A 16,010-nucleotide genomic window follows, 5' to 3' on the forward strand; every position below is an offset into this window, starting at 1 on the left:
CCGTATGGCCAGCGGCCGCAACATGGCTCGTCAGCACGGCTCCGAGCACCTAATCTCGGGGGCATAGCCGACGGCGCCGATCCAGGCGGCGCCGAAGATCGTTCAGGGGGCAGCAGAGCATGATGGCGGACGAGGGCAGCATCTTCGACCTGGCGCTACCGAAGCGGCAGGCCAATTACCGGCCGCTCACTCCTCTCGACTTCCTCGCCTGGAGCGCTTCCGTGTTCCCGGAGCGGGCCGGGGTGATCTACGGCGAGGCGGTCTATAGCTGGAGCGAGGTCGACGCGCGCTGCCGGCGGCTCGCGAGCGCCCTGCGGGACCTGGGCGTGGGCCGGGGCGACACGGTGGCGGTGATGTGCCCCAACATCCCGCCCATGCTGGAGGCGCATTACGGCATCCCGATGGCGGGTGCCGTGCTCAACGCGCTCAACATCCGGCTCGATCCCGCCTCGATCGCCTTCATTCTCGAGCACGGCGAGGCCAAGGTGCTGCTCACCGACACCGAGTTCGCCCCCGTCGTCAAGGCGGCGCTCGCCCAGGTGCAGCGCGAGCTCATCGTGATCGACATCGTCGACCCGGCCGTACCCGGCGAGCGGCTCGGGATCATGGATTACGAGGCACTGCTCGATGGCGGCGATCCGACCTATCCCTGGCAAGGGCCGCAGGACGAGTGGGACGCGATCTCGCTCTGCTACACCTCGGGCACCACCGGCAATCCCAAGGGCGTCGTCTATCACCACAGGGGCGCTTTCCTGAACGCCATGGGCAACGCGCTCATGTTCGGGCTCAACAGCCGCTCGGCCTACCTGTGGACGCTGCCCATGTTCCACTGCAACGGCTGGACCTACACCTGGGGGGTCACGGCCGTGGGCGGAACGCACGTCTGCCTCAGGAAGGTCGATCCCGCCGTGATCTTCCCGTTGATCGAGCGGGCCGGCGTCACCCATCTCTGCGGCGCCCCGATCGTGCTCACCATGCTGATCCATGCGCCCGAGGCGGTAAAGCGCCGGTTCGGGCGCACGATCGAGGTCGCGACCGGCGGTGCGGCACCGCCGAGCGCGGTGATCGAGGCCATGGAGCGGATGGGCTTTCGCGTCACCCATCTCTACGGCCTGACCGAGAGCTACGGGCCGGCCACGGTCTGCGTCGAGCAGGCGAACTGGCCGGACCTGCCGCTCGAGCAGCGCGCGCCGCTGATGGCGCGCCAGGGCGTGCGCTATCCCACCATGGCCGGGTGCATGGTGGCCGATTCCGAGAGCATGCAGCCGGTGCCCGCGGATGGCGCCACGCTCGGCGAGATCATGCTGCGCGGCAACACGATCATGAAGGGCTACCTCAAGAACCCGAGTGCCACCGAAGAGGCCTTCCGAGGGGAATGGTACCACACGGGCGATCTCGCCGTGCTGCACCCCGACGGTTACGTCGAGGTCAAGGACCGGGCCAAGGACATCATCATCTCAGGGGGCGAGAACATCTCCTCGCTCGAGGTCGAGGAAGCGCTCTACCGGCATCCTGCCGTCATGGAGGCGGCCGTGGTGGCGATGCCCGACGCCAAGTGGGGCGAGCGTCCATGCGCCTTCGTGACCCTGAAGCCCGGTGCGGTGGCCGACGAGGCCGGCATCATCGCCTGGTGCCGCGAGCACCTCGCCCACTACAAAGCCCCGGCCAGGGTCGTGTTCGGACCGCTGCCCAAGACCTCGACCGGCAAGATCCAGAAGTTCGAGCTGCGGGCACGTGCCAAGATGGCGCAAGAGAACGGGCCCGATCAGGATGAGGCGTAGACGCGGCATGTGATTCGCGCATGGCTGATCTACTTCTGGAGCAATCCTCTCCTGCATGGCTGGTTTGAGGGAACTTCAAATTACTCCAGGGCACGGTTAATTGCCCGTCGATCAAGCAGACTTTACCCATATTCATGGAAACTTCATGCTGTGGAGCTTGGCACCCCGGGTAAGTTGATCCGTCGTCATCAGCCGGCAGGGCTGAAGCCAGGAGACAAGGTGGTCATGAAGCTGTTCCTGCAGATGCTCGTCCTCGCCATCGGGTTGGCGTCACTCTCTGCTTGCGGCCACGGGACGATGGAGCCGCTCAAGACCGGCGGTGACGGGCCGGGCGACATCGCGAACTGAGGGACGAGGGCCCCACCGGCCGTTTCGCAGCGCGCCCGCGCGGGCAGCCTGCGGAGCGGCATGGGCCTCCTGCTCCGCCGCACCCCGTCGCTCGTAACGGTCGCAGGGCCATTTCCGGCCGGCGTGCTATAGCCGGTGCCAGGACGGGGATCGATGCGGCGGCTCTGGCATCTTCTGCTGCTTCTGGCGCTCGCGGCCGCGGCTGCGGGTGGCTGGCATGTCTGGCGCTCGCGACCGCCCGCGGTCGAGGTGGCCGAGGCCGTGCGCGGGCCGGCGGTCGAGGCGGTCTATGCCACCGGCACGGTCGAGCCCGTGCGCTGGGCTGCCGTGGCACCGGCCGTGAAGGCGCGGCTCCGGGAGGTTCTGGTCGATGACGGCGACCGGGTCGTGGCGGGCCAGATCCTGGCCCATCTCGACGATACGGTGGCGGCGATGCAGGTGGCCGAGGTCGAGGCGCGCGCCCGCTTCGCCGCCGAGGAAGCGCAGAGGCTTTCGCGGCTGATCGAGCGCGGCGTCACGCCGAAGAGCGACGTGGACCGGGCGCAGAGCGAGGCCAGAGCGCTCGCAGCGGCGGCCGAGGTGGCGCGGCGGCGGCTCGACGACTTCGACATCAAGGCACCGATCGACGGCGTGGTGCTGCGCCGCGACGGCGAGCCCGGCGAGATGGTCGACACCAACCAGCCCGTGTTCTGGATCGGCGAGCCGAAGCCGCTCCGGGTCACGGCCGATGTCGACGAGGAGGATGTCCCGCGCGTGCGGCCCGGCCAGAAGGCGCTGCTCGAGGCCGATGCTTTTCCGGGCCAGGTGTTCGAGGGCCGACTCGCCACGATCACGCCCAAGGGCGATCCGGTGCAGAAGACCTACCGGGTGCGGATCGAGCTGCCGCCGGACACCCCGCTGATGATCGGCATGACGATCGAGGCCAACATCGTCGTGCGCGAGACCGAGAATGCCGTGCTGGTACCGACCACGGCCGTTCGCGATGGCGCCGTCTACGTGGTCGTGGGCGAGCATGCGCGGCGCCGGGCGGTCGAGGTCGGCGTCACGGGTCCATACCTGGCCGAGATCAAGGCCGAGCTCGCCCCCGGCGAGACCGTGATCGTCGATCCGCCGACGGGGCTCGAAGACGGAAAGCGCATCCGGATCCGGACGGACGGGCGAGGCCGGGGCACGGCACCGCCCGAGAGCGCCGTCGCCAAGAGGTAGAACCGATGCGGTTGCCGCTGTTCCTCGACATAGCGCTCGGCCATCTCCGGCGGCGCAAGCGGCAGACCGTAGTCTCGATCCTGGGCGTGGCGCTGGGGGTGGGCTTCTTCGTCGGCATCAACGCGCTGATGCGCGGCTTCCAGCAATATTTCATCACCCAGATCATCGACGTGGCACCTCACATCGTGATCAGGGACGAATTCCGGACCCCCTCCCCCCAGCCGGCTTTCCTGGCCTTTCCGCGAGCCGCCGTCACGGTGAGCGGGGTCAAGCCCAAGGACGAGCCGCGCGGCATCCGGAACGCGCGCGCGAAGCTCGCCGAGCTCGAGGCGCTGCCGGGCGTGGCCGCGGCACCCACGCTCCAGGGCCAGGTGATCCTGCGCTACGGCACGCGCGACGTGCCGGTCTCGCTCTACGGCATCGAGCCCGAGCGCGAGCGGCGCGTCACCAACATCGAGCGCGATCTGGCAGCGGGCCGGCTCGAGGATCTGCGCAGTACCGCCAACGCCCTGATCGTGGGTGTCGGCGTGGCGGAGAAGCTGGGCGGTGCCCTGGGTGATACGATCAGCGTGGTCTCGCCGCGCGGGGTCACGCTGTCGATGAAGATCGTGGGCCTGATCCGGACCGGGATCAGCTCGATCGACAACGGGCAGGCCTATGCGCTGCTCAAGACCGTGCAGGTGCTGCAGAACCGCAGCAACGTCGTGAACCAGATCCGGATCCGCCTCGACGACGTGGCGCAGGCCGAACCCCTCGCCCGTCGGATCGAGGCCCGGATGCGCTACCGGACCGAGAGCTGGGAGGAGACCAACAGGAACGTGCTCTCGCTGTTCGTGATCCAGAACTCGATCATGTACTCGGTCGTGGGCGCCATCCTGCTGGTGGCGGCGTTTGGGATCTACAACATCATCTCGACCGTGGTGTACGAGAAGACGAGGGACATCGCGATCCTGAAGTCCTTGGGCTTCGGCGAGCGCGACATTCAGGCCATCTTCCTGGCCGAGGGCGTGATCGTGGGGCTTCTGGGCGGGCTCGTCGGAGCACTCGTGGGCCAGGGGCTGATCGAGCTTCTGGCCCAGGTCCGCTTCGCCAACAGCGGTCCCGTGATCGGCGGCAGGAACGGCTTCATCCTCGCGCGCGAGACCTGGCCCTACGTGGCGGGTGCCGCCTTCGCACTCCTCGCCTCGGTGATGGCGGCCCTGATCCCCGCCCGGCGCGCCGCCCGCCTCAACCCGGTCGACATCATCCGCGGGGCGGCGTGAGCGGGACCACAGCACCGGTGGTGGAGGCACGGGCGGTGAGCCGCACCCTGCCCGGTCCGCCGCCCGTCACCATCATCCAGGATGCGAGCCTCGCCGTCGCGGCGGGCGAGTTCGTGGCCGTAACCGGCCCTTCGGGCTCGGGCAAGTCGTCGCTGCTCTATCTTCTCGGGCTCCTCGACCGGCCGAGTTCCGGCACGGTTCTCGTCGACGGCCGCGACACGGGCAGGCTCGGCCGCAGCGAGCTCGACCGGCTGCGGCTCGCGCGCCTGGGCTTCGTGTTCCAGTTCCATTTCCTGCTGCCGGAGTTCACGACGCTCGACAACGTGCTGATCCCGATGCGCAAGCTCGGCCGGCTCGATGCTCCCGCGATGCGGGCGCGTGCGCAGGCCCTGCTCGAGCGCCTCAACCTCGCGGAAGCGGCACGGAAATACCCGGAGCAGCTCTCCGGCGGCATGCGCCAGCGCGTGGCCATCGCCCGAGCACTCGCCAACGATCCGGCGCTCCTCCTCGCCGACGAGCCGACCGGCAATCTCGATACGGCCAACGCCCGGATCGTGTTCGACATCTTCGAGCGGCTGACCACCGAGGAAGGCCGGACGGTGATCGTGGTGACACACGACCCCGACCTCGCGGCGCGCACCCGCCGCCGGGTGCAGCTCGTGGACGGGCGGATCGTGAGCGACGGTTGAAGACGCTGGAAAGAAGAAATTCGTCACGACCGTATCCGAGGTTACGCCGCGGCCCGACAATAAATCGATCGGCGGTACGGCTCTTTCGGGCATAGACTGCCCTTCTCGGGCAGAGAGGGGCGGCGGGATGCGGCCGATGCTGGCGAGACGAGGTCGGGACGGGGAGGATGTGGCCACCGACGACGTACGGTGGGGTCTGCTCATGGCCCGAGCCCAAGACGGCGACAAAGCGGCCTATCGCGAGCTTCTCCTCGAGGTCACACCCTATCTCCACGCCATGGCGCGGCGGGCGCTGGCCGCGAACGAGGTCGAGGATGCCGTTCAGGACATCCTCTTGAGCCTGCACGTGATCCGCCACACCTACGACCCGGCACGCCCGTTCAAGCCTTGGCTCGCCACGATTGCGCAGCGCCGCCTGGTCGACCACCTGCGGCGCTCCGCCCGCCGGCTGGCGCGCGAGAAGCCGCTGGCCGACGAGGCCGCTCTCGCTCCGGCCGAGGCCGCGACGCAGGACGACAGGGCGCTCGCGGTCCGTGCCGTGCGCGACGCCGTAGCGACCTTGCCGATGCGGCAGAAGGAAGCCTTGCTGCTGCTGCGTTTTCGAGAGCTGTCGCTCGACGATGCCGCAAGAGCGAGCGGGCGCTCGGCCGGCTCGCTCAAGGTGGCATTGCACCGGGCTCTCGCCACGTTGCGCCGTGCGATGCTCCGCGTATGAGGACCAACGCCATGCGAGATACTGCTGCCGTGATCGATTTTCTGGTCGAGGACTGCCGCCCCGTCCGGCGGCTGCGCTCGCCCGGCATGCGGGCAGCGGCATGGCTGGCGCTGGCTTTCGCCGTCGTGGCGCTAGTGGTGGCGGCGCACGGCCTGCGCCCCGATCTCGCGGAAAAGCTCGCCCGGCCGCACGCGATGCTGAGCCTCGCTGCCATGCTGCTCACGGGCATCTCGGCCACCGTCGCCACCTTCGAGGTCAGCGTGCCAGGTCGACCGGCGCGCTGGGCGCTCCTACCCGTTCCCGGCCTCGGCTTGTGGCTCGCGAGCCTCGGCTGGGGCTGCTTCGACGACTGGCTGCGGCTGGGTCCGGACGGGCTCGTGCTGGGCCACAGCTTCTCCTGCCTGAAGGCTATTCTCGCGATCAGCCTGCCGCTGGGCCTCCTCCTCCTCGTCATGGTGCGCCATGCCGGTGCCGTCCGGCCGCACACCACTGCCCTTCTGGCGGCGCTCGCGGTCTCGGCCCTGGCCTCGGCCGGGCTCACCCTGTTCCACGATCTCGACACCGCGCTCATGGTGCTGGTCTGGCATCTGGGTCCGGTGGCGCTCCTGATGCTGGCCGCCTGGGCTGCAGGCGAGCGCCTGTTCGGCTGGATCGGCCCGGTCCGGAGCCAGCGCACGGGTTCGTGACCGTGGCGACCGTAACCTCCGCCGCGGCATCCTCGAATCTTCGGGCGTGATGGCTCCCGATGCCGGGAGCCCCGAAGTGGGGACATAATCCAATGAACAAGACTGCACTCCTATCAGTGGCAGGTGCTCTCGCCGGTGCGGTAGCTGCGGCCGCTGCCGCCGCTCCAGCGCATGCCATGTTGGGCGTGAAGTGCTACGGCATCGCCGCCGCCGGCCAGAACGACTGCGCCAACCAAGCAGCAGGGCATTCTTGCGCCGGCCAAAGCAAGACCAGCTACGATGGTAGCGAGTGGAAGGCGACGACAGACGCCGCCGCTTGTACGGCCGAGGGCGGCCAGCTCCAGCCGTTCCAGGGCAGGAATCCGAAGAAGGCCTGAGCCGCGAGGGAGGAGCCCGGTCATGATCGATCCGCAACCCGCCACGAGCGATCCGCCGCCCCGGCTCATGGACCGGGCCGGGATCGGGCTCCGCCATCCCCATCTCGTGCGGCTGATCGAGGAGCCGCCCGAAAGCCTCGCCTGGGTCGAGGTGCACACCGAGAACTACATGGTCGAGGGCGGGCCACGGCTGCGCCAGCTCGAGCTGATCCGCGAGCGCTACGCGCTCTCGTTCCACGGGGTCGGCCTGTCCTTGGGCTCGGCCGAGCCGCCCGATCCGGAGCATCTCGCCCGCATCAAGTGGCTCGTCGACCGCTTCCAGCCGGCTCTCCTCTCCGAGCACATCGCCTGGAGCGTGGAGCACGGCCACTATCTCAACGACCTGTTCCCGATCCCCTACACCGAGGAGGCGCTCCGCCTCGTCGCCCGCAACATCGAGGTGGCGCAGGAAGCGCTCGGCCGGCCGCTCCTGGTCGAGAATCCCTCCTCGTACCTTCGCTTCCTCGACAGTACCATGCCGGAATGCGCCTTCGTGGCCGAGCTCAGCCGGCGCGCCGGCTGCGGCATCCTGTTGGATGTGAACAACATCCACGTCAGCGCGCACAATCACGGCTTCGACGTGATCGAATATCTGAACGCGATCCCGGCCGAAGCCGTGGGCGAGCTCCATCTCGCGGGCCACGCGGCCTGCGAGATCGACGGGGTCACGGTCCTGATCGACGACCACGGCAGCCGGGTCGAGGAACCGGTCTGGCGCCTGTTCGAGGCGGCGCTGGCGCGGCTCGGGCCGCGGCCGACGCTGATCGAGTGGGACAACGCCATCCCGCCGCTGGAAGTGCTCCTGGACGAGCGCGCCCGTGCGCAAGCACGGCTCGACCGAGCGGCACGGGAGCAGCCCCTTGTCCCCGCTGCATGAGCTCCAGGCCGCCTTCGCGCGCGCCCTACTCGATCCTGCGCACACAGGAACGGTCACGGGCGGGATCGTGGCGGCAGGCATTGCGCCCGAGCGGCGGCTCGCCATCTACCGTCACAACGTCCTGGCCTCGCTGCGGCGCGTGCTCGAGGGTACCTTTCCCGCCACCCGCCGGCTCTTGGGGGCTCGCGCCTTCGCCGAGCTCGCCGAGCGCTTCGTCCTTGCCCATCCCCCCGACCGGCCGCAGCTCGTCGCCTATGGCGCGGGTTTTCCGGCATTCCTGCGCGAGCAGCGGCCGGAAGCGGCGGAGGTCGCCGACGTGGCGGCGCTCGAGTGGGCGCGCGAGGAGGCCTGCCACGCTCCGGATGCGGCGCCGCTCGCCCCGGCGGCGCTGCAGGCGATCCCGGTCGAGCGCTATCCGGCGCTCCGCTTCCTGCCCCACCCGAGCCTGCGCCTGATCCACTCGGCCGGGCCGGTCTACAGCCGCTGGCGGGCCGCGCTCGACGAGGTACCGGAACCGGCGCCGAACCTCGGGCCAGAGCAGGTCCTGGTGCTGCGGCCGGCGATGACGGTGACCACCCGGCCGATCGCGGCCGCCGATGCGGCTCTCCTGGAAGCGCTCCTCGCCGGCGGCACGCTGGCCGAGGCGGCAGCCGAAGCCATCGCGGTGGATGCGGCGTTCGACCTCGAGGCAGCGCTGACCGTGCACCTCACCGGCGGCAGCTTTGTCGCCTGCCAATGAGCATAGCGTCGTAGGCAAGACAGATGGCGACCACGACCCTTTCGACCGTCCCCGGTCCCACCGGCGCGCTCGCGAGCCTGGCGCGGGCCTACGTGCGCTTCGGGGAGGCTTGGGCAGCACCCGTGCTCTTCCTCACCATCCGCATCTGGATGGCCGAGATCTTCTTCAGATCCGGACTCCTCAAGCTCGCGGACCTCGACGCCGCGACCTTCCTGTTCACGGACGTCCACCCCGTGCCGTTACTGCCACCCTGGCTCGCGGCTTATCTTGCGACCGCGATCGAGCTCGGCTGCTCGACGCTCCTGGCCCTGGGCCTCGCTGCACGGCTCGCGGCCCTGCCGATGCTGGCCATGGCGCTCGTGATCCAGTTCGTGGTCGGTACCAGCGATCCGAGCTTCTGGGCGACCGAGCACTTTTACTGGATGTTCCTCCTGGCACTCGTCGCCTGCAAGGGTGCGGGCACCCTCTCGCTCGACCGGCTGCTCGCGGCACGAGGCTGGCCGCTCACCTGAGAAGGCCGCGCAAGGCCTCGAGGGTCGCGTCCGGTGTCTCCAGCATCATCATATGGCCGGTCCCCTCGATCACGGCGGTGCGCGCACCCGGTATCAGGCCTGCCAGCTCCCGACCGGCCTTGGGCGGGGTCATGCGGTCGAGAGCGCCGATGACGACGAGCGCGGGGCAGCGCACGGCAGCGGCGTGCTCGGGACCGGAAGTGTAGGCGTCGCAGGCGGCGAGATCGCCGGCGAGAACGGCGGGGTCGCCGTTGTGGAGCAGGCTCCTCGCCGCACCCTGGAGCCACTGCCCGGGACTGGGGCTGCCGCCGATCTGGCCGCGCGGGCCGAACGCCCAGTCGCACATGAGCTCGACCGTCTTCGGATCGCCCGCGGCGGCGAGCGCGAGGAGCTCGGGATGGACCGGCATCCGGGCGGCGCACCCCACGAGGCACAAGGCCCTGACGCGCTCGGGACGGCGCGCGGCCGCGGCGAGCGCGGCGAGCCCGCCCATCGAGTGGCCGACGAGGACGGCGCCCTCGGGACCGGCGAGATCGGCCAGCGCATCGGCCATGGCCTCGATCGAGGCGAGCGGCGGCAGGGCACGCGAGCGGCCGTGGCCGGGAAGGTCGACCGCCAGCGCGTTCCAGCCGTGGAAGGCGAAGTGGCGGCCCTGCAGCGCCCAGACCGTGTGGTCCATGCCCGCACCATGGACGAAGAGGATGCCGGGAGCACCCTTCGGGCGGGGGCGGCCGTAGCTCGAGACGTAGCAGCTTTCGGTCATGGCCGGCTCAGGCCTTCTGCGACGCACGGAGCGCCCGGTCGAGGTCGGCCACGATGTCGGACGGGGCCTCGAGCCCGACCGAGAGGCGGATCATGTCGTCTTTGAGGCCCACGGCCGCGAGCTGCTCCTCGCCGAGCTGGAGATGGGTGGTCGAGGCCGGGTGGATGACGAGGGTCTTGGCGTCGCCGACATTGGCGAGATGCGAGGCGAGGCGGCAGGCCTCGATGAAGCGCGCCCCCGCCGCCCGGCCGCCCTTGACCCCGAAGCTCACGATCGAGCCTGCCCCCTTGGGCAGGAGCCGCCGGGCGAGCGCGTGGTCGGGATGATCGTGGCGGCTCGGGTGGACGACGTAGGCCACGGCGGGATGGCCGCTCAGGAAGTCGAGCACGGCCGCCGTGTTGGCGACGTGGCGCTCCATGCGGAGCGGCAGCGTCTCGATGCCGAGGAGGAGGTAGAACGCGTTCTGCGGGCTCATGCAGGCACCGAAGTCGCGCAAGCCCTCCGCACGCGCCCGCGCAGCGAAGGCGCAAGGCCCGAAGCTCTCGGCGAAGGCGAGGCCGGCATAGCCGGGATAGGGCTCGGTCATGGTGGGAAAGCGGCCGGGAACGGCCTGCCAGTCGAACCGGCCGCCGTCGACCACGACACCACCGATCGCGACTCCGTGGCCGCCGAGCCATTTGGTGGCGGAGTGGATCACGATGTCCGCGCCGTGATCGAGCGGGCGGCAGAGGTGTGGCGTCAGGAAGGTATTGTCGACCACGAGCGGCAGGCCGTGCGCGTGCGCGACCTCGGCCACGGCCGGCAGATTCAGGACCTCGAGGCCGGGGTTGCCCAGGGTCTCGGCATAGACCAGCCGGGTCTCGGGGCGGATGGCGGCAGCGAAGGAAGCAGGCTCGCGGGGATCGACGAACGTGGTCTCGATGCCGAAGCGCGGCAGGGTGAGGCGCAGGAGGTTGACGCTGCCGCCATAGAGGTTGCGGGCGGCGACGATGTGGCTGCCGGCTCCCATGAGCGTGGCGATGGCGAGATGCAGCGCTGCCTGCCCGCTGGCGGTGGCGACCGCGGCGACCCCGCCTTCGAGCGCTGCCACCCGCTCTTCCAACACGGCCACGGTCGGATTCGAGATCCGGCTGTAGAGATGGCCGGCACGCTCGAGATTGAACAGGCCGGCCGCGTGCTCGGTGTCGCGAAAGACGTAGGACGTGGTCTGGTGGATCGGGACGGCGCGCGCGCCCGTTACGGGATCGGGCACCTGGCCGGCATGCAGCGCCAGCGTCATGGGATCGAGGAACTTCGGGTCCATGGGGCCGCCCTCTCGCGCCGAGGTGGGATGGGGCCGACCGGACGTGCGGCGAATACACCGTAGCGGAACGTGCCCGTCCAGCTTATTCTCGGGCAGCACCAGCAATGATGGCGGTGGGCGGAAAGAAAGATCGCGGAGAGGGATGGCAGGCTCCCTCTCCGCGCATTCGAGCACCCTGGTCAGCTGCGTTCCCCCGACCGAACCAGGGCGCATTGGGCCATCGAGCCTTCCCGGGCCCGGTGGATGGTGGCGGTGGCACCGGACCGGGACATGGCGTCAATGCGCGGACGACATTGCCCCGGTCCGCCCCCCTTTTCATTGACCTAGATCAAGCCGCTCGCCTTTTCGCGATCGCCACGGCTCACTCCTCGATGTAGATCACGTTGGCGCCGCTGGAGGCGGACGGGCCGCTCACGTGGACGGTGACGACCTTGCCGACGGTGATCAGGTCGTAATAGGCGTTGCCGGAGCCGTCCGGCGCCACCAGCGTCATGGGCGAGATCGGGATGATCCGCGCCCCCGGCCCCGCCACGTTGACGAACTTGATCCAGGCACCCTCACCGGCCAGCACGGACGGGACGAAGCCGTTCGTGATGCCGATGAACGTCTTGGCCTTGGCAGGGGAGCGGGAGATGCGGAACAGCTTGCCCGCGTCGGCCGAGCCGAGCGTGTAGTAGTTGGTGGCGGACGGCGGGACGAAGTTCGGGTCGGTCGTGTCCAGATCGCTCGGTGGCGAGGCGGTCGACCACTTGAGCCGGCTGGCGGACTGGAACTCGCCGTCGGGCATGATGTCGTGGGTGGCGAAGATCTGCGTGCCGCCGGCCCCGGCATTGGCGGTGGGGTCCCAGCGCAGCCACAGCTCGACGATCTGGTACTGGCGCGGGATCTCCTTCAAGACGCCCGCACCCGCGGTCGAGGTCCAGGCCGGGGCGGGCGAGCCCGTCTCCTGGAACAGCACCCGGCCGGTGCCCTGGCGCATGATCCACAAGCGCGCCAAGGGAAAGCCCGCCGAGACGATCCCCTCGGGGATGCTCACCGTGCGATCGGAGCCGCTGTTCACCCGCACCAGCCGGCCGACGTGGAGCTGCGAGAGGGTGAAGCTCAGGTTCTCCTCGCGGTCGGGCTCGAGGCCGAGCACGCCGCCCATCGGCATCCACTCGAAGCCGCCCTGCCAGCTCGTCAGCACGTAGAGGCCGGGGCCGCGCCAGCGCGTGTTGACCGGCAGGCCGGCGTTGCCGTCGAACCAGCAGACCATGCCCGGCAGGGTGGCGTTGGCCGGGGCATCCGAGCGGGGCGTGAGATAGAGCGGGTCCCTGAGCTCGATCCGGTGCAGCCGGCCGTCGGGATGGGCGGGGCCGTTGCCGATCTCCAGCCGGCGCACCGTGCTGGTCGTGAGCCCGCGCGGGGCCTGGATCACGGTGGTATCGTTGGCGCTGGCGTCGATGATCAGGCCGCGCCGCGGCTTCTGGTTCTTCGGGTTGCCGTCGCGGATGGCGCCTGCCGCTTCCTGGTAGTCCTGGGCGATGTAGAGGATACCCTTGGCATAGGCGCGGAGCTGCACGGCCGGCAGGCCCTTGTTCGGCTCGCACAGCCAGAGATCGTTGGGCAGCAGCGCGGCGCCGCGGCCGGCCTGGACGGTATCATCGGTCGAGCCCACGCCGGTCTTGAGCGGGAACAGCTCGGTCGTGCCGAGCATGGTGCGGCGGATCGCCCGGCCCTCGCCGTCATCGTTGTTGTCGTCGTAAGGGGTCGAGCAGTTCTGCGCCTGGCAGTTCAGGTAGACGATGTCAGCGTTGGTGCCGGGGTTACCGTTGACACCCGTACCCTCCTCCTTGAAGCCGGTCTCGGTGACCTCGACGTCGACCGTGTCGAGCTGGCAGCGGCGCACCGTCTTGAGCCAGATGCCCACGGTGCCGGCGAGCGGGGTGAGGCCGGTGCCGCCCTGCGGCGCGTTGACCTGGATGCGCGCGAGCAGCACGTTGTTGATCAGGCCCGGGTGATTGCCTTCGAGTAGCACGCCGCAGGTGCCGGCCGCACCCAGCTTGAGCGACACCTCGCTGACGCTGCTGTCGCCGTAGTTGACGCCGGTCTGGGTCGAGCGGAAGCGGATGCCGTTGGCGGCCAGCGTGTGCGAGGCGCCGCCGCCGTAGCCGGCCTGGATCTCCCTGAGCGCGCACTCGTTGGCATCGACGAGGTCGAGGCACCAGCCGTCCGGGTCGGCGATGCCCGAGGGGGCCGAGCCGCCGAAGAAGGCGAGCTCGCGGGCGCGGAACTCGTGACCGATGACCCTGACCCCGCCTTGCGCCATCTTGATGGTCATGCCGCCGAGCGCCGAGCGGTTCCAGTCCTCGGCCGCGGTCGTGTCGACCTTGTACGGGCCGGTGTTCCGGTTGAAGGTGAAGGCGCGCGGCCCGCGCGCGTCGATGATGGTGGCATCGCGGCCGGCGCCGAGCAGCGTGCGGCGCGGCTTGGCCTGCACCTCGCTGTCGAGGCGGTAGGTGCCGGGCGGGACGAAAACCGCCTGGTGCTGGTCCAGGGCGGCCTGGAAGGCCGCGCTGTCGTCGGCGCTGCCGTCGCCCTTGGCGCCGAAGTCCTTGACCGAGACGAGCTCGCCGAGCTTGCCGGCGAGCAGGCGTACGGTGGCGCCCGTGAGCGCCTGCCGGAAGGGCAGGCTCGCGATGCTGGCCCGCCGGGTGAGATTGCCGCTCGCGATCGAGACGACGAGCTGGTCCTCGGGGTTCAGCTCGGCCGCTGCGGTCAGCTCGTGGATCTGCTTATTGGCCATGGGAGGGTTCCGCCGCCAGACGCTCGCCTCTCTCGGTGACGAGCGGTTCGCTGTTCTCGGTCACGAGCACCGGCTGCCCTTGCGGCAGAAACGGCACGGACCGGGGATTCCGCGAAGGGCCGGTGAGCCTCAGCCCCTCGCCGGTGACGCGCAGGCGCAAGGGCATGTCACACCCGGCCCACGATGTAGGCGTCGCAGGGCTCGCCCTCGGCGATGAAGGCGACGTAGCGCTCGCCACGGCGCAGCGGCAGGTCGACGTACTGGCCGGGGAACAGGACTGGACTCGTCGCGGGGTCGGCGATGACGGTATGATCGCCGACCTCGAACCGGCACAGGCCGGTGGCGATCAGACTCACGATCTGCACATCGGAGGGAATCGGAGTCGCGTTGCGCACGGAGGCCGCAACACCCACCGCGAGCTTCTGCGTGCCGCGGTAGTCGAAGCCTAGGACCGGGATCGGGTGCCCGTCATCGTCGAGGGGGAACAGCACGGCCATGGATCGCTCCTGCAGTTTACGATCATTTTCCGGCTTAAGCCGTCTTCAGCCCGATATATAGTATATTTTCCTATAATATGGAAGCCGGTCTTATAGAATCTGTGGACTGCCGGCAGCGCCCGGCTGGCTTGCGCTCTCACCCGGCGATTAGCGCTTCGCGGGCTCGGAGCGCTCTGCCATAGTCCAGGGCGGAGATCATGGGGCTCGGGCAAGGATGGACCACGGCAGCCGCCTGCTGATCTACAGCCACGACAGCTTCGGGCTCGGGCATCTGCGCCGCTGCCGGACGATCGCGCACCATCTGGTCGACCGGTTCAAGCACCTTTCGGTGCTGATCCTCTCGGGCTCACCGATCATCGGCAGCTTCGACTTCCGCTCGCGGGTCGATTTCGTCCGCGTGCCGGGCGTCATCAAGCTCAAGGACGGCGGGTACACTTCCTTGAAGCTGCGCCTCGGCATCGACGAGATGCTCGAGATCCGCCGCTCGATCATCCATCACACGGCCGAGATGTTCGCGCCCGACGTGTTCCTCGTCGACAAGGAGCCGCTGGGCCTGCGCGGCGAAGTGCGTTCGACGCTAGAGCTCCTGAAGGCCCGCGGCACGCGCTGTATCCTGGGCCTGCGCGACGTCATGGACGAGCCTGCGAGCCTCGTCGACGAGTGGCAGCGAAAGACCGTGTTCCCGGCCCTGGCCGAGCTCTATGACGAGATCTGGGTCTACGGCCTGCCGCAGATCTTCGATCCCCTTGCCGAGATTCCGGGCATGGCAGCGTTCGCGGACAAGGTCCGGTTCACGGGCTACCTGCGACGGACCGCGCCCGACCACGGCGGCCCCATGCTCGAGCACCGCGTGCCGGAGGAGCCCTTCATCCTGGTCACGCCGGGCGGCGGCGGCGACGGGGCCGAGCTGATCGACTGGGTGATCGGCGCCTACGAGAGCGATCCCGCCATCCCCTGGCGCGCCGTCATTCTGTTCGGGCCGTTCATGCCGGTGGAGCAGCGACTCGCCTTCCAGGAGCGGGTGGCCCGCGACCCGCGGCTCGTGGCGATCACCTTCGAGGCGCGGGTCGAGTCGCTCTTCGAGCGGGCAAGCGGTGTGGTCGCCATGGGTGGCTACAACACGTTCTGCGAGATCCTGTCCTTCGGCAAGCCGGCGCTGCTCGTGCCGCGCACCACGCCCAGGCTCGAGCAGTACTTGCGGGCCGAGCGGGCGCAGGCGCTGGGACTCGTGCGGATGCTGCCGAACGACGGCACGCGGTCGCCCGCCCGCATGGCGGCATGCCTCGAGGCGCTGCCTGATCTCGCCGTTCCGGGCGAGGAAGAGCGTGCCACCATGCTCCAGGGCCTCGACAGGATCGCGGACCTGATCGAGCCCTGGCTCGCTCCCCGCGCCCAGGTGCACGAGCTGCGCCGCAGCCGCTACGCGTAACG

The 16,010-nt window shown here is 69.5% G+C and carries 16 protein-coding genes; 12 read left to right on the top strand and 4 right to left on the bottom strand.

Annotated features, from left to right (window positions below; translation table 11 throughout):
• Positions 1 to 122: 122 nt before the first annotated feature.
• The 11 genes from U1T56_RS09760 (at position 123) to U1T56_RS09810 (ending at position 9,231) form a co-directional block, all read left to right on the top strand.
• The gene (locus tag U1T56_RS09760) at positions 123 to 1,781 is read left to right on the top strand and encodes an acyl-CoA synthetase (RefSeq protein WP_418159427.1); all 1,659 of its coding nucleotides are present in this window, start codon (positions 123 to 125) and stop codon (positions 1,779 to 1,781) included.
• A gap of 225 nt (positions 1,782 to 2,006) precedes the next feature.
• Positions 2,007 to 2,129 (top strand): hypothetical protein, encoded by a 123-nt coding sequence (locus tag U1T56_RS09765; RefSeq protein ID WP_418159274.1) that lies wholly within the window; start codon positions 2,007 to 2,009, stop codon positions 2,127 to 2,129.
• A 153-nt stretch (positions 2,130 to 2,282) separates the two neighbouring features.
• Positions 2,283 to 3,335, top strand: coding sequence for an efflux RND transporter periplasmic adaptor subunit (locus U1T56_RS09770; protein ID WP_418159275.1), 1,053 nt, complete (start codon positions 2,283 to 2,285; stop codon positions 3,333 to 3,335).
• 5 nt (positions 3,336 to 3,340) lie between these two features.
• The gene (locus U1T56_RS09775; RefSeq protein ID WP_418159276.1) at positions 3,341 to 4,597 is read left to right on the top strand and encodes an ABC transporter permease; all 1,257 of its coding nucleotides are present in this window, start codon (positions 3,341 to 3,343) and stop codon (positions 4,595 to 4,597) included.
• 35 nt (positions 4,598 to 4,632) lie between these two features.
• A complete protein-coding gene (locus U1T56_RS09780) occupies positions 4,633 to 5,286 on the top strand; it encodes an ABC transporter ATP-binding protein (protein ID WP_418159277.1) in 654 nt (217 codons plus the stop codon).
• A gap of 136 nt (positions 5,287 to 5,422) precedes the next feature.
• Positions 5,423 to 6,001, top strand: a complete 579-nt coding sequence (locus tag U1T56_RS09785; RefSeq protein WP_418159278.1) for a sigma-70 family RNA polymerase sigma factor — start codon at positions 5,423 to 5,425, stop codon at positions 5,999 to 6,001.
• Positions 6,002 to 6,012: 11 nt separating this feature from the next.
• Positions 6,013 to 6,687 carry an NrsF family protein gene (locus tag U1T56_RS09790; protein WP_418159279.1) on the top strand — a complete coding sequence of 225 codons (675 nt, stop codon included), beginning with the start codon at positions 6,013 to 6,015 and terminating at the stop codon, positions 6,685 to 6,687.
• Between the two features lie 176 nt (positions 6,688 to 6,863).
• Entirely contained in the window at positions 6,864 to 7,064 is a 201-nt protein-coding gene (bufA1, locus tag U1T56_RS09795) for a BufA1 family periplasmic bufferin-type metallophore (RefSeq protein WP_418159280.1), read from the top strand.
• A 22-nt stretch (positions 7,065 to 7,086) separates the two neighbouring features.
• Entirely contained in the window at positions 7,087 to 7,980 is an 894-nt protein-coding gene (gene bufB / locus U1T56_RS09800) for an MNIO family bufferin maturase (RefSeq protein ID WP_418159281.1), read from the top strand.
• Positions 7,964 to 8,719, top strand: a complete 756-nt coding sequence (locus U1T56_RS09805) for an HvfC/BufC family peptide modification chaperone (protein ID WP_418159282.1) — start codon at positions 7,964 to 7,966, stop codon at positions 8,717 to 8,719. The genes bufB and U1T56_RS09805 overlap by 17 nt, the downstream gene beginning before the upstream one ends.
• A 23-nt stretch (positions 8,720 to 8,742) precedes the next feature.
• A complete protein-coding gene (locus U1T56_RS09810) occupies positions 8,743 to 9,231 on the top strand; it encodes a DoxX family protein (protein WP_418159283.1) in 489 nt (162 codons plus the stop codon).
• Here the strand turns inward: U1T56_RS09810 and U1T56_RS09815 are convergent.
• From U1T56_RS09815 to U1T56_RS09830, 4 genes are all read right to left on the bottom strand, one after another.
• Positions 9,224 to 9,994 carry an alpha/beta fold hydrolase gene (locus U1T56_RS09815; RefSeq protein ID WP_418159284.1) on the bottom strand — a complete coding sequence of 257 codons (771 nt, stop codon included), beginning with the start codon at positions 9,992 to 9,994 and terminating at the stop codon, positions 9,224 to 9,226. The two genes, U1T56_RS09810 and U1T56_RS09815, sit on opposite strands and share 8 nt — an antisense overlap.
• Before the next feature lie 7 nt (positions 9,995 to 10,001).
• A complete protein-coding gene (locus U1T56_RS09820; protein ID WP_418159285.1) occupies positions 10,002 to 11,297 on the bottom strand; it encodes an O-acetylhomoserine aminocarboxypropyltransferase in 1,296 nt (431 codons plus the stop codon).
• A 361-nt stretch (positions 11,298 to 11,658) separates the two neighbouring features.
• Positions 11,659 to 14,082, bottom strand: a complete 2,424-nt coding sequence (locus U1T56_RS09825) for a glycosyl hydrolase family 28-related protein (RefSeq protein WP_418159286.1) — start codon at positions 14,080 to 14,082, stop codon at positions 11,659 to 11,661.
• 167 nt (positions 14,083 to 14,249) lie between these two features.
• The gene (locus U1T56_RS09830) at positions 14,250 to 14,579 is read right to left on the bottom strand and encodes a hypothetical protein (RefSeq protein WP_418159287.1); all 330 of its coding nucleotides are present in this window, start codon (positions 14,577 to 14,579) and stop codon (positions 14,250 to 14,252) included.
• 214 nt (positions 14,580 to 14,793) lie between these two features.
• Between U1T56_RS09830 and U1T56_RS09835 the strand changes: the two genes are divergently transcribed.
• On the top strand, positions 14,794 to 16,008 hold the full coding sequence (locus U1T56_RS09835) for a glycosyltransferase family protein (RefSeq protein ID WP_418159288.1): 1,215 nt from the start codon (positions 14,794 to 14,796) through the stop codon (positions 16,006 to 16,008).
• The last annotated feature ends 2 nt before the right edge of the window (positions 16,009 to 16,010 follow it).

It is taken from the genome of Benzoatithermus flavus (assembly GCF_037908215.1).
GTDB lineage: Bacteria > Pseudomonadota > Alphaproteobacteria > Geminicoccales > Geminicoccaceae > Benzoatithermus > Benzoatithermus flavus.

Excerpts from the sequence above, each read along its gene's own strand:
- U1T56_RS09770 (WP_418159275.1), top strand. The coding sequence starts at position 2,283 with ATGCGGCGGCTCTGGCATCTTCTGCTGCTTCTGGCGCTCGCGGCCGCG.
- U1T56_RS09820 (WP_418159285.1), bottom strand. The coding sequence starts at position 11,297 with ATGGACCCGAAGTTCCTCGATCCCATGACGCTGGCGCTGCATGCCGGC.
- U1T56_RS09810 (WP_418159283.1), top strand. The coding sequence starts at position 8,743 with ATGGCGACCACGACCCTTTCGACCGTCCCCGGTCCCACCGGCGCGCTC.
- U1T56_RS09760 (WP_418159427.1), top strand. The coding sequence starts at position 123 with ATGGCGGACGAGGGCAGCATCTTCGACCTGGCGCTACCGAAGCGGCAG.
- U1T56_RS09815 (WP_418159284.1), bottom strand. The coding sequence starts at position 9,994 with ATGACCGAAAGCTGCTACGTCTCGAGCTACGGCCGCCCCCGCCCGAAG.
- U1T56_RS09830 (WP_418159287.1), bottom strand. The coding sequence starts at position 14,579 with ATGGCCGTGCTGTTCCCCCTCGACGATGACGGGCACCCGATCCCGGTC.
- bufA1 (WP_418159280.1), top strand. The coding sequence starts at position 6,864 with ATGTTGGGCGTGAAGTGCTACGGCATCGCCGCCGCCGGCCAGAACGAC.
- U1T56_RS09765 (WP_418159274.1), top strand. The coding sequence starts at position 2,007 with ATGAAGCTGTTCCTGCAGATGCTCGTCCTCGCCATCGGGTTGGCGTCA.
- bufB (WP_418159281.1), top strand. The coding sequence starts at position 7,087 with ATGATCGATCCGCAACCCGCCACGAGCGATCCGCCGCCCCGGCTCATG.
- U1T56_RS09785 (WP_418159278.1), top strand. The coding sequence starts at position 5,423 with ATGCTGGCGAGACGAGGTCGGGACGGGGAGGATGTGGCCACCGACGAC.
- U1T56_RS09835 (WP_418159288.1), top strand. The coding sequence starts at position 14,794 with ATGGACCACGGCAGCCGCCTGCTGATCTACAGCCACGACAGCTTCGGG.
- U1T56_RS09825 (WP_418159286.1), bottom strand. The coding sequence starts at position 14,082 with ATGGCCAATAAGCAGATCCACGAGCTGACCGCAGCGGCCGAGCTGAAC.
- U1T56_RS09775 (WP_418159276.1), top strand. The coding sequence starts at position 3,341 with ATGCGGTTGCCGCTGTTCCTCGACATAGCGCTCGGCCATCTCCGGCGG.
- U1T56_RS09790 (WP_418159279.1), top strand. The coding sequence starts at position 6,013 with ATGCGAGATACTGCTGCCGTGATCGATTTTCTGGTCGAGGACTGCCGC.